This window comes from Pseudomonas sp. PDM30, from assembly GCF_019218985.1.
Taxonomy (GTDB): domain Bacteria; phylum Pseudomonadota; class Gammaproteobacteria; order Pseudomonadales; family Pseudomonadaceae; genus Aquipseudomonas; species Aquipseudomonas jessenii.
In genome coordinates, this window is the sequence record NZ_JAHUWM010000008.1 from 315,748 (window position 1) to 327,469 (window position 11,722).

The window sequence follows — 11,722 nt, forward strand, 5'->3', positions numbered from 1 at the left end:
ATGCTGAATGTCAGGTCGCTATCGCGAGCAAGCTCGCTCCCACAGGGATCTCCATCAGGCCTCCCGTTGGTGGGCTACCCGCTTACTGCATATTGATGATGACTTCTTCCTGCCACTTCTGAGGAAGGGCCTTGGAGGTCTTTTCCCAGGCGTCCGCGTCTTTGATCGGCGTCACTTTCTTGTACTGCTCGTTAGGCAGCAGCTTGGCCTGCACTTCGGCTGGCAGGGTCAGGTGTTCGGCGCGGATCGGACGGGCGTTGCCCTTGGCCAGGTTGATCTGGCCGGCGTCACTGAAGATGTATTCGCGGGTCAGCTTGGCGGCATTCGGGTTTTTCGCGTACTTGTTGATGATGGTGGTGTAGCCGGAGATCACCGAGCCGTCGGACGGGATCAGCACCACGTAGTCATCCGGGTTGGCCATCTTGGCCTTGTAGCTCAGGCCGTTGAAGTCCCAGACCACGCCGACTTCGATTTCGCCTTTTTCCATGGTGGCAATCGTCGGGTTGGACATCGACAGGCGACCTTGCTTGGCGATGTCGGCGAACAGATCCAGGGCAGGCTTGAGGTTTTTCTCGTCGCCACCGTTGGCCAGTGCCGCGGCCAATACGCCGTTGGCTGCCTGGGCCGCGGTGCTCACGTCGCCGATAGAGACCTTGTATTTACCGCCCTTGAGGTCAGCCCACTTGGTTGGCGCCTCGGAGCCATGCAGCAACTTCTTGTTGACGATGAAAGCGATGGTGCCGGTGTAGGCCAGTGCCCAGTTGCCATCTTTGTCCTTGGCCCAGGCCGGAATCTGATCCCAGGTCGAAGGCTTGTAAGGCTGGACCACGCCTTGCTTGACCGCGATCGGGCCGAACGCTGCACCGACGTCGCCGATGTCGGCGCTGGCGTTGTCTTTCTCCGCGGCGAACTTGGCGATCTCCTGGGCCGAGCTCATGTCGGTGTCGATGTGCTTGAGGCCGTACTTGTCGCTCAGGTCTTTCCAGGTGCCGGCCCAGTTGGCCCAGTCATTGGGCATGCCAACGCTGTTGACGGCGCCTTCCGCTTTCGCAGCGGCTTCCAGGGTTTTCAGATCATCGGCCGCGATGGCGGCGGTGCACATTGCGATGGTCGAGCCTAACAGTGATGCCAGGAAAAGCTTTTTCATTCCGAAGCTCCTTGGGTCGTGTTCAACGCTGCGATTGCGGTTTGTTGGTCTAGGTCAGCAATACCTGAGCCAATTTAAGGGGGCTGGATGACACTTTGATGTCGTTCGTCGCCCGGAATGACTTTTTGTTCAGCGGTATCGCGACTGGCCTGCTAAGCGTAGACCATGGTCAAGACCCCGGGTCGCAAGGGACTTGGCCGATGAATTGCAAGTTGTTGAAGGCAGGGAATGGCGACCGTTGGGCGGCTTTGTCACATCTGGTTCATCTGCGCTGCCTACGCTTGCAGACTATTGAATGAGCCGGTTTACACTGCGGTTCTGCCCTGAAATGGTGCTGGTCTAGTCCAGAAAGGAAACGTTGATGCGTGAAGAGGCAACAAAAGCGGTAACAGCCATCGGCCAGGTGCTTCAGGAGCAGATCGACCATGGACTGTTGACCCCCGGCAGCAAATTGCCGGCCGAACGCAAGCTCAGTGAATTGTTTGGCACCACACGGATCACTTTGCGTGAAGCGTTGTTGCAGTTGGAGTCCCAGGGGCAGATTTATCGCGAGGAGCGTCGCGGCTGGTTCGTCTCGCCGCCACGCCTGGCCTACAACCTCATGCAGCGTAGCCACTTTCACGCGATGGTCAGCGCCCAGGGGCGGGTGCCGTCGACCGAGGTGATTTCGGCGCGATTGCAGCCGGCGTCGGCGGCGGTGTGTGCCTGGCTGCAATTGCCGGCGCTGTCGAGCGTGATTCAGATCTGCCGTTCACGGCGGATTGACGGGCGACTGGTGTTGTATGTGGAACACTATCTGAACCCACAGTATTTCCCGGGGATTCTTGAGTTCGATCTGAATCAGTCGATTACCGAGTTGTATGCGCGGCATTACGATTTGCACTACGGGCGGGTGCGCTTCGAGATTGTACCTACGGCGTTGTCGGTGGATGCGGCGGCGGCGTTGAAAGTGTCGGTGGGTAGCCCGGGCTTGCAGATTGCCCGGGTCAACTATGACCAGCATGAACGCTTGATCGACTGCGACCTGGAGTTCTGGCGGCATGATGCGATTCATGTCGGGGTGGATGTGGTCTAACGTCCGACCTTCCTGTAGGAGCGAGCTTGCTCGCGATGGTCGTTAACGATTACGCGTGTTTACTGGCTAAACGTGGCGTTCTTGAGTTCATCGTCGGAACGCCGCCCGGAGCAAGCTCGCTCCTACACGGACTGTTCTGGCGCACCACCCGCGGTAATCACCTGAATACTCATCCGCGGTGTCGCCAGATCCAGTCCGGCTTCATCCATGTGCCGCTTGAGCGACAGGTTGAACGCCCGCGAAACCTCCCACTGCTTGATCGGCGCCGTCTTGAACCGGGCGCGAAGGATCGCGTTGCCCGACTCGAAACTTTCCACCCCCTGGAACTCCAGCGGCGACCAGATATTGCGCCGCTGCAGCGGGTCGGTGCGCATTTTCTGGCCGACTTCGCGCATCAGTTTGATTGCGTTGTCGATGTCCATGTTGGCCGGCACCGCTACCCGGAAGATCGCGTAGCCGAATTCCCGGGAGTAGTTCTTGATGCTTTTGATTTCGCTGAACGGAATGGTGTGGACGATGCCGTCGATGTCCCGCAGGCGCACGGTACGGATGGTCAGGCCTTCGACCGTGCCGAGGTGACCGCCGACATCCACGTAGTCGTCAATGGCCAGGGAGTCTTCGATGATGATGAACAACCCGGTAATCAGGTCGGCTACCAGCGACTGCGCACCAAAACCGATGGCCAGACCGATCACACCGGCACCGGCCAGCAGGGGCGTGACGTTCATGCCCATGTTCGCCAGGGCAACGATCAGCGCGATGATGAAAATCGCTATGAACAGCACATTGCGGATCAGCGGCATCATCGTCTGTGCGCGGGCGTTGGCCAGGCCTTTGCGCGAGCGGGTGAGTGCGTGGTGCACGGCGGTATCGCTGAGAATCCAGATCAGCCAGGCGAACAGCAGCGTGCCGGCGAGGCTGAACAGTTTGACGCTGACTTCATGGCCGTCGCCTTCGGTAAAGCGGATCAACGACATGCCCCAGACCCGCAGGCCGAGTTCGATAAAGGCTAGCCACACCAACAGGTGAACGATGGTGTAGAAGAAGTTTTTCAGCCGTTCCGAATACACCGCGTAGCGCCGGATGCCGCGCTGCGGTTTGAGGGCGTGGCGGCGTACCAGGCCGTTGATGACCATGCACAACACCAGCAAAACGGTGCAGATCAGCGACTGGCGCAGGGCGGTGCTGGTGTCGCCGGCGGAAATGAACGTCGCGAACAGGGAAATGGCCACCAGCACCAACGCCGGCACGTACCAGAAGGTGCCGAGAATCGACAGGGTGTCGTTGAGGGCGCGGCGGGTCAGGCGCCGGGACAGCGGCTGGTTGCGGATCAGGTGGGCGATCGGCCGGCGGAAACGCAGGATGAAGCGGCCCGTGGAGAGCGCGGCCAGGACGTTGGCGGCAGTCGCGGCGGTATGGGCCAGATGGCTGCCGAGGCTGTTGACCAGTTGCGGATCGCTCAGCGCTTCGCCAAACGCGGCGAAGCTGCCGATCAGCCATAGCGGCCGAAACGCCTGGTGCCGCAGGATGTACAAGGCGCGGTGGCGGTGTGGGCCGTCGAGCAGGGAAAAGGCAATCACGCAGATGGCCGAGAAGCAGGTGCCGACCACCAGTGCATAGGCCAGCACCATCGCCAGACTTTTGCCCAGGGACGAGGGCAGGGCGTAGCTCATGTAGACCGTGATCACCAGGGCGATCAGCCATGGCCCGAGTTTGCGCAGCGCAAAACGCAACATGTCCAGGGCCCTGGGATGCTGCGGCAGTTCTTCGGTCAGGCCGAAACGCATCCGCACGCGGTGGCTGATCCAGATCAGGGCGGCGGCCAGCAGGCTCCAGACCATCAGGATCATGGCAAAGGCGAACAGCATGGGCAGCCATTCATTGGCCGGCAGCGCCAACGCCACCAGTTCTTCCCTGGCCTGATCGAATTCACTGGACCAGAGCGTGAGCGGACTGTCGACGCCGGAAAATTTCTTCTCGAAATTGGCCAGGGTTCCGCCAATCAAGCCCAGTACGCCTTCTTCGGTAATCGGCTGGGCCTGTTTGGTGGTGTCGCGGAGCCTTTTCAGGTCGGCCAGCAGCTTGGTGCGTTGCTGGTCGTTCTCCAGTGACTTGATCACTTCGTCCAGAGATTGCCCCAGCGGTTCCTGTGCTTCGGGCTGCGCCTTGGCCTGGTTGTTGAGCAGGCCCGGCAGGCCGGCCGCCTGGGCAGGTGCCACTGACAGCAGCGTCATCAGGCAGACAAGGACAATACACGGGAGGGAAAAAAGACGAGCGAACACTAGGCGGTCAACCTCGCAGGGAGCGGATCGACCGAGTGTACGAGCCCGTCAAAATCAATGCGAGCCAAGGGCGAGGAATTATTCGTTGAGTTTGGCGAGGATCTTGAGAACAACGGTCGCGAGAATGGTCAGCATGCCGATCCACATGGCAAACACACCGGCATTCTTATCGCGAAAGTTGAAGCCGACGGCCAGCAGGAGCATCCCGGCAAGAATCGGAATCAGCATGGCGTGAAAGGTAGACATCGAAATCATGGAGACGGCCTTGTCGAAGGGATACTGGAAGTCTAGGCGGCTTTTTTGCACCGTGTTGTCTGTAGGAGCGAGCTTGCTCGCGATGAACTTCAGGGCGCCGTGTTTATCCAGAAAACACGCGTAATCGTTCACGTCCATCGCGAGCAAGCTCGCTCCTACAGGGTATTGCGGGGTTTACGGCAATTCGCGGCAGGCGTAGAACGCGTTCAGCACCTTGACCAGGTGCGCCAGGTCATGGCTGCCGCACAGTTCGCGGATCGAGTGCATGGCGAACGTCGGCAAGCCGATATCCACGGTGCGCACGCCCAGGTGGCTGGCGGTGATCGGGCCGATGGTCGAACCACAGCCCATGTCGCTGCGCACTACGAAGCTTTGCACCGGCACTTCTTCAGCCATGCACAGGTGACGGAAGAACCCGGCGGTTTCGCTGTTGGTGGCGTAGCGCTGATTGCTGTTGACCTTGATCACCGGGCCGGCGTTGAGTTTCGGGCCGTGGTTGGCATCGTGCTTGTCGGCGTAGTTCGGATGCACGCCGTGGGCGTTGTCAGCCGAAACCAGCAGGGATTTCTGAATGGTGCGTACGAATTCATCACCTTCAGGCAGCAAGCGACGCAAGGTCTGCTCAAGCATCGGGCCGTCGGCACCGCAGGCCGAGCAGGAACCGACTTCTTCGTGGTCGTTGCAGACCAGCACGCAGGTTTCGTCGGTGTCGGCCGTCAACAGCGCTTGCAGGCCGGCGTAGCACGACAGCAGGTTGTCCAGGCGCGCGCCGGCGATGAAGTCGCCATGCAGGCCAATGACCGCAGCGCTTTGGGTGTCGTAGAAACTCAACTCGTAATCGAGCACCACGTCGGCATTCAGGCCGTGTTCGCGGGCGAGCTGGTCGGTGAGCACCGCGCGGAAGTCCACGCGCTCGTCACCGGCAAATTGCGCGAGGATCGGCGGCAGTTCGGTCTGGGCGTTGATTGCCCAACCCATGTTGGCTTCACGGTTGAGGTGAATCGCCAGGTTCGGAATGATCGCGACCGGTGCCTTGAAGTCGATCAACTGGCTCTCGACCTTGCCATCACGACGGAAGGTTACGCGGCCCGCCAGGGACAGGTCGCGGTCGAACCACGGCGCCAGCAGCGCGCCGCCATAGACTTCAACGCCCAGTTGCCAGAAGCCCTGGCGTTGCAGTTCCGGTTGCGGCTTGACGCGCAGGCACGGGCTGTCGGTGTGGGCGCCGACCAGGCGAATACCGCCGTGCAGCGGTGAATGGCGGCCCATCTTGATCGCGACAATCGAAGAGTCGTTGCGGGTGACGTAGTAGCGACCGTTGGCTTCGGTATTCCACGGCTCGCGCTCGTCGAGGCGTTGGTAGCCCGCCGCTTCCAGGCGCTGAACAAGGCTGGCGGTGGCATGGAACGGGGTAGGGGAGGCCTTGAGGAAATCGATCAGGCCTTGGTTCAACTCTTCGCGCATAAAGTAGCTCCAGACAGCAGTGGCGCCAGTTTAACGTATTGGTCAGGGAATTGGCGGTGGGCTAAGGATGGGGAAGATCACCTGTGGGAGCGAGCTTGCTCGCGATAGCGGAGTGTCAGCCAACATCAATGCTGGATGAGCCGGCCTCATCGCGAGCAAGCTCGCTCCCACAGGGTTTGCGTAAAGCGCCTAAAACGGTGCCGGGCACTCGAAGCGCAGGCGTTCGCCACTTTGCGGATGGGTGAAGCTGAGCATGCTCGCGTGCAGACACAGGCGCGGCCAGGCCGCCAGCGCCTGCTCATGGGCATAGAGCCCGTCACCCAGCAGCGGATGACCAATCGAGAGCATGTGCACGCGCAACTGGTGGGAGCGGCCGGTGATCGGCGTCAGCTCAACGCGGCACCAGTCGCCGCAACGCTCCAGCACTCGCCAGAAGGTCAGTGCGTGTTTGCCGAATTCATGGTCGACCACGTGGCGCGGCTTGGTCGGTGGGTCGTAGCGCAAGGGCAGGTCGATGCTGCCGCTGTCCAGTTCCGGCTGACCCCAGCACAGGGCGGTGTAGGCCTTTTCGGTTTCGCGGTCGTGAAATTGCCGGGACAGTTCGCGATGGGTGTCCGGGTCGCGGGCCAGCAGGATGATGCCGGAAGTCTCCCAGTCCAGGCGATGGACAATTCGCGCTTCCGGGTAGCCGTTTTCCTGCAGGCGGGTAATCAGGCAGTCCTTGTTGTCATCGGCCCGGCCAGGGACAGAAAGCAACAGGGTCGGTTTGTTCACCACCAGTACGGCGGCATCCTGATGGATGATGTGGATGTTGGACAGCGGCATTAAAACAGCCTCGTAACAAACGCCAACGGCGGCTCAGGTCCCTTGCAGTCGCGCAAGGGGCCTGAGCCGCCGTGGCTCCAGCCGGATCGACTCAGCGATCTGGCAGGGTGATATTGAGTTCCAGAATCGAGCAGCTGCCCTGGCTTTCCAGTGCGACATGCACGTCATCGGACCCGATATTGACGTACTTGCGGATCACCTCCACCAGTTCCTTCTGCAAGGCTGGCAGGTAGTCCGGGGTACTGCGTTGGCCGCGTTCGTGCGCCACGATGATCTGTAGACGCTCTTTCGCTACCGACGCGGTGCTTTGCTTTTTGTTGGCACGAAAGAAGTCAAAAAGGTTCATTGCTTAGTTGCCTCCAAACAGGCGCTCGAAGAATCCCTTCTTCTGTACATCAAGGAATCGATGATCCACGGTCTTGCCCAGCAGGCGGTCAACGGTATCGCTGTAGGCCTGGCCGGCATCGCTCTGGTCGTCGAGAATCACCGGAACACCCTGGTTGGATGCCTTGAGCACCGCCTGGGATTCAGGGATCACGCCGAGCAGGGTCACCGAAAGGATGTCCTTGACGTCTTCTACGCCGAGCATTTCACCTTTGCTCACACGTTCCGGGTGATAACGGGTAATCAGCAGGTGTTCCTTGATCGGGTCTTCGCCGCGTTCGGCACGACGGGACTTGCTGGCCAGCAGGCCGAGCATGCGGTCGGAGTCACGTACCGAGGAGACTTCCGGGTTGGTCACGACGATCGCTTCATCGGCGAAGTACATGGCCAGGTGGGCGCCTTTCTCGATGCCTGCCGGGGAGTCGCAGACCACGAACTCAAAGTCTTCCTTGAGTTGCATCAGGACTTTTTCCACGCCTTCGACGGTCAGCGCGTCTTTGTCGCGGGTCTGGCTGGCGGCCAGCACGTAGAGGTTTTCCAGGCGCTTGTCTTTGATCAGAGCCTGTTGCAGGTTGGCTTCGCCGTTGACCACGTTGACGAAGTCATACACCACGCGGCGCTCGCAACCCATGATCAGGTCGAGGTTGCGCAAGCCCACGTCGAAGTCGACGATCACTGTTTTGTGGCCGCGCAGAGCGAGGCCGGTACCGATAGCGGCGCTGGTGGTGGTCTTACCCACACCACCCTTGCCGGATGTAACCACGAGAATCTTGGCCAAGGTGTTTCACCCCTAAGGAAAAAGGACTTTTCAGTCCCTGAAAAACATCTCCTGAAAAACTACTGCAGTCGGACAGCCTTGGCTGGAATCCGGTTTTGAGCGGCGTTTACCCCCGGTAAACACTGCTTTCGGCCTTTTTCCTACTTCGTTTGAGCCGTTTTCGCTACGTTTTAGAGATGCTTGGAAAATGCGGCAGTATCCGTTAAAGCCGAATGATGTTCAACACGTCGCCGGACAGGCTGACCTGCACACCCGAACCCCATAGCGGGTCGCGGCGCAGATCTTCGGAAACCTTGTAATGCCCGGCGATGGAAATCAGTTCAGCACTCATTTGCTGACAGAAAATCCGCGCCTTGGTGTCGCCCTTGACGCCGGCCAACACGCGACCACGCATCGGGCCGTATACATGGATGTTGCCATCGGCGAGAAGTTCCGCCCCCGGGCTTACCGAGGAGATCACCACCAGATCGCTGCCCTGGGCATAAATCTGCTGGCCACCGCGTACCGGCGAGGTGATGATTTTCGTCGGCTTGATGGTCGGCTCGGGCGGTTTTTCCGGTTTTTTCTTCGGTTCGCCTTCGGTCAGGTCCAGTGGACGCTCCCGGGCACCGGACGGTGGCAGCACCGGCAGGTCGACCGCGATGGCGGCGGCAATGTCTTCGATGCGACTGGCGCGGATCGCCAGGGTACGCAGGCCATGCTGGCGGCAAACGCGCATCAGCCCTGGCAGATCGACCGCGCCTCCGTTGGCCGGGAGTTTGTCCAGGGCCAGTACCAGTGGCGCGTTGCTGAAGAAGTTGGGCGCCTGGGCGACCTTGGCGGCCAGTTGCCGATCAAGGCTTTCGAGGTCGTTACGGGCCAGTTCCAGCACCGTAATGGCCAGCATGCTGCCCTTCAACTGGAACACGGGATCTTGGTCTAGCGGTTCGGTTTGGCTCATGGTCGGCATACAACGACTTGTCACTAAAAGTGCCGAGACTTATAACGAGAACGCCCGCGGGCCGCAAGCCGGGTCGAACGATGTAGAATGCGCGGCCATTGTCATTCCGGAAGCATTAATGGACCGCCCGCGTTTTCGAAAAGCATTTCTATCTCCACGTTTCTGGCCGCTGTGGTGTGGCCTGGGGCTGTTGTGGCTGATCGTCCAGCTGCCGTACCCGGCACTGCTGTGGATCGGTCGCGCACTGGGCGCATTGATGTATCGCGTGGCCGGCGACAGACGGCGCATTGCCAAGCGCAATCTGGAACTGTGTTTTCCTGAAAAAACCGCCGCCGAACGCAAACGCCTGCTCAAGGAAAACTTCGCCTCCACCGGCATCGCATTCTTTGAGATGGCGATGAGCTGGTGGTGGTCGCGCAAGCGCCTGGCAAATCTTGCTCATATCGAAGGGCTGGAGCATTTGCAGCAGGCTCAGCGTGAGGGCAAGGGCGTGATCCTGATGGCCCTGCACTTCACGACGCTGGAAATCGGCGCGGCGTTGCTCGGTCAACAGCACACCATCGACGGCATGTACCGCGAGCACAAGAATCCGCTGTTCGACTACATCCAGCGCCAGGGCCGCGAGCGGCACAACCTCGATTCGCTGGCGGTGGAACGCGAAGACGTGCGCGGCATGCTCAAACTGCTGCGCTCGGGCCGGGCGATCTGGTACGCACCGGATCAGGACTACGGCGCCAAGCAAAGCATTTTCGTGCCGCTGTTCGGCATTCAGGCCGCGACCGTCACCGCCACGAGCAAGTTTGCGCGACTGGGCAAGGCGCTGGTGGTGCCGTTCACCCAGGAACGTCTGGCGGACGGCAGCGGATATCGCCTGGTGATCCATGCGCCGCTCGAAGGCTTCCCCGGCGAAACCGAGGAGGCCGACTGCCTGCGCATCAACCAATGGATCGAAAGCGTTCTGCGCGAGCATCCCGAGCAATACCTGTGGGCCCATCGCCGCTTCAAGAGCCGCCCACCGGGCGAGCCCAAGCTGTACGCCAAACGCGTGTAGGAGCGAGCTCGCTCGCGATGGTGGCCAACGATAACGCGGGGCACCTGACACCCCCGCGGCGTTTTCACAACCATCGCGAGCAAGGGAACAGGTTGAAACAACGAAATCCCATCAAGCACCATGGAGAGTTGTGCATGAGTCCAGGCGAACCGGTTACAGGGTTGATTCTTTCCGGTGGCGGGGCTCGGGCGGCCTATCAGGTCGGGGTGCTGGCGGCGATTGCCGAATTGCTGCCGCCGGGGGCCCGGAATCCGTTTCCGGTGATCGTCGGCACCTCGGCGGGCGCGATCAACGCCGTCAGCCTCGCCAGCGGGGCGATGGACTTTCGTAACGCCATCGAACGCCTGACGGCATTCTGGCAGGGCTTTCGCAGTCATCTGGTGTTGCGCAGCGACTGGCCCGGGGTGATCCGCCAGGCCAGCCGTTTTGTCAGCCACAGTTTGCTCGGCATCGGTGCCCAGGTTCCGGTGGCGCTGCTCAACAGTTCTCCGTTGCGGGATTTGCTCAACGACAAGCTGCATATGGGTGGCATCGCCGAAGCGATCGCACAGAAGCAATTGCATGCGGTGGCGGTTACCGCGTTCGGCTATGAGTCCGGCCAGGCCGTCACCTTCTATGAGGGCGGCGGCAAGATCGATGCCTGGTTGCGCCATCGGCGTATCGGTGTTCCCACCCGGTTATCCGTTGAACACCTGCTCGCCAGTTCGGCCATCCCGCTGCTGTTCGCCCCGGTGAAAATCGGCGAAGAGTATTTCGGTGATGGCGCGGTGCGTCAGTCGGCGCCGATCAGTCCGGCGTTGCATCTGGGTGCCAGTCGGGTGCTGGTGGTGGGCGTCAGTGGCAACCCCCGCGGGATTGACCCGCGACAACCCTTGTTGCGTAGCTACACCGGTCAGCAGCCGTCCCTGGCGCAGATCGGCGGGCACATGCTCAACAGTACGTTCATTGACAGCCTGGAAAGCGACATCGAGCTGTTGCAGCGCCTGAACCAGTTCAGTCACCTGATGCCTGAGGGTACACCCACCCGCGCTTTGGGCGTGGCGCCAGTGGACGTGTTGGTGATTTCTCCGAGCCAGCCGATCGATGAGATTGCCGCGCGTCATCGCCAGGAATTGCCGGCGGCATTGCGCCTGTTTCTGCGCGGGCCGGGGGCGACCAAGACCAGCGGGGCGGGGGTTTTGAGTTACCTGCTGTTCGAGGCGGGGTATTGCAGCGAGTTGATTGAACTGGGGCGGCGGGATGCGTTGGCCAAGCGCGGGGAGTTGTGCCGGTTTCTTGGAGTAGGGGAGCCTTTGGTTTCGGCTTGAGATGTAGGAGCGAGCTCGCGATGGACGAAAGGACACCGCGGGGTATCAGGACCCCAGCGTTATCGTTCACGACGATAGCGAGCGGGCTGAACTGGCCTAATAATTCCGGACACCTCTTAAGGGCGATATGATTTCGCCAACTTGGAGGTTCCATGAACGAAAGAAAGGTCTATACACGCGAGTTCAAGCTGCATGCTGCCAGCATGGTGCTTGA

11 protein-coding genes are annotated in these 11,722 nt (G+C 60.6%); 3 read left to right on the forward strand and 8 right to left on the reverse strand.

Annotation, left to right across the window (positions count from 1 at the left end):
- Nucleotides 1-82: 82 nt before the first annotated feature.
- Nucleotides 83-1,147 carry an ABC transporter substrate-binding protein gene (locus tag KW840_RS20380; RefSeq protein WP_218497232.1) on the reverse strand — a complete coding sequence of 355 codons (1,065 nt, stop codon included), beginning with the start codon at nucleotides 1,145-1,147 and terminating at the stop codon, nucleotides 83-85.
- A 361-nt stretch (nucleotides 1,148-1,508) separates the two neighbouring features.
- On the opposite strand from KW840_RS20380, the gene KW840_RS20385 reads away from it, so the two are divergent.
- Nucleotides 1,509-2,222 carry a UTRA domain-containing protein gene (locus tag KW840_RS20385; RefSeq protein ID WP_057715771.1) on the forward strand — a complete coding sequence of 238 codons (714 nt, stop codon included), beginning with the start codon at nucleotides 1,509-1,511 and terminating at the stop codon, nucleotides 2,220-2,222.
- Nucleotides 2,223-2,344: 122 nt separating this feature from the next.
- Here the strand turns inward: KW840_RS20385 and KW840_RS20390 are convergent, their stop codons facing one another.
- The 7 genes from KW840_RS20390 to minC form a co-directional block, all read right to left on the reverse strand.
- Nucleotides 2,345-4,456, reverse strand: a complete 2,112-nt coding sequence (locus KW840_RS20390) for a mechanosensitive ion channel family protein (RefSeq protein WP_256353488.1) — start codon at nucleotides 4,454-4,456, stop codon at nucleotides 2,345-2,347.
- A gap of 126 nt (nucleotides 4,457-4,582) precedes the next feature.
- Nucleotides 4,583-4,906, reverse strand: coding sequence for a hypothetical protein (locus tag KW840_RS20395; protein WP_090453963.1), 324 nt, complete (start codon nucleotides 4,904-4,906; stop codon nucleotides 4,583-4,585).
- Between the two features lie 27 nt (nucleotides 4,907-4,933).
- The gene (locus KW840_RS20400; RefSeq protein WP_057715768.1) at nucleotides 4,934-6,223 is read right to left on the reverse strand and encodes a M18 family aminopeptidase; all 1,290 of its coding nucleotides are present in this window, start codon (nucleotides 6,221-6,223) and stop codon (nucleotides 4,934-4,936) included.
- Between the two features lie 189 nt (nucleotides 6,224-6,412).
- The gene (locus KW840_RS20405) at nucleotides 6,413-7,048 is read right to left on the reverse strand and encodes an RluA family pseudouridine synthase (RefSeq protein WP_046037585.1); all 636 of its coding nucleotides are present in this window, start codon (nucleotides 7,046-7,048) and stop codon (nucleotides 6,413-6,415) included.
- A gap of 91 nt (nucleotides 7,049-7,139) precedes the next feature.
- Nucleotides 7,140-7,394 carry a cell division topological specificity factor MinE gene (gene minE, locus KW840_RS20410; protein ID WP_007974947.1) on the reverse strand — a complete coding sequence of 85 codons (255 nt, stop codon included), beginning with the start codon at nucleotides 7,392-7,394 and terminating at the stop codon, nucleotides 7,140-7,142.
- A 3-nt stretch (nucleotides 7,395-7,397) separates the two neighbouring features.
- Nucleotides 7,398-8,210 carry a septum site-determining protein MinD gene (gene minD, locus KW840_RS20415; RefSeq protein ID WP_090453967.1) on the reverse strand — a complete coding sequence of 271 codons (813 nt, stop codon included), beginning with the start codon at nucleotides 8,208-8,210 and terminating at the stop codon, nucleotides 7,398-7,400.
- A gap of 202 nt (nucleotides 8,211-8,412) precedes the next feature.
- Nucleotides 8,413-9,150 (reverse strand): septum site-determining protein MinC, encoded by a 738-nt coding sequence (minC, locus tag KW840_RS20420; protein ID WP_090457784.1) that lies wholly within the window; start codon nucleotides 9,148-9,150, stop codon nucleotides 8,413-8,415.
- A gap of 118 nt (nucleotides 9,151-9,268) precedes the next feature.
- On the opposite strand from minC, the gene KW840_RS20425 reads away from it, so the two are divergent.
- A complete protein-coding gene (locus KW840_RS20425) occupies nucleotides 9,269-10,201 on the forward strand; it encodes a lipid A biosynthesis lauroyl acyltransferase (protein WP_090453969.1) in 933 nt (310 codons plus the stop codon).
- 134 nt (nucleotides 10,202-10,335) lie between these two features.
- Nucleotides 10,336-11,508 (forward strand): patatin-like phospholipase family protein, encoded by a 1,173-nt coding sequence (locus tag KW840_RS20430; protein WP_218497237.1) that lies wholly within the window; start codon nucleotides 10,336-10,338, stop codon nucleotides 11,506-11,508.
- The last annotated feature ends 214 nt before the right edge of the window (nucleotides 11,509-11,722 follow it).

What these genes read in the sequence shown, in the direction of transcription:
- KW840_RS20380 (WP_218497232.1), bottom strand. Translation starts at nt 1,147, where the DNA reads ATGAAAAAGCTTTTCCTGGCATCACTGTTAGGCTCGACCATCGCAATG.
- KW840_RS20385 (WP_057715771.1), top strand. Translation starts at nt 1,509, where the DNA reads ATGCGTGAAGAGGCAACAAAAGCGGTAACAGCCATCGGCCAGGTGCTT.
- KW840_RS20390 (WP_256353488.1), bottom strand. Translation starts at nt 4,456, where the DNA reads ATGACGCTGCTGTCAGTGGCACCTGCCCAGGCGGCCGGCCTGCCGGGC.
- KW840_RS20400 (WP_057715768.1), bottom strand. Translation starts at nt 6,223, where the DNA reads ATGCGCGAAGAGTTGAACCAAGGCCTGATCGATTTCCTCAAGGCCTCC.
- KW840_RS20405 (WP_046037585.1), bottom strand. Translation starts at nt 7,048, where the DNA reads ATGCCGCTGTCCAACATCCACATCATCCATCAGGATGCCGCCGTACTG.
- minE (WP_007974947.1), bottom strand. Translation starts at nt 7,394, where the DNA reads ATGAACCTTTTTGACTTCTTTCGTGCCAACAAAAAGCAAAGCACCGCG.
- minC (WP_090457784.1), bottom strand. Translation starts at nt 9,150, where the DNA reads ATGAGCCAAACCGAACCGCTAGACCAAGATCCCGTGTTCCAGTTGAAG.
- KW840_RS20425 (WP_090453969.1), top strand. Translation starts at nt 9,269, where the DNA reads ATGGACCGCCCGCGTTTTCGAAAAGCATTTCTATCTCCACGTTTCTGG.
- KW840_RS20430 (WP_218497237.1), top strand. Translation starts at nt 10,336, where the DNA reads ATGAGTCCAGGCGAACCGGTTACAGGGTTGATTCTTTCCGGTGGCGGG.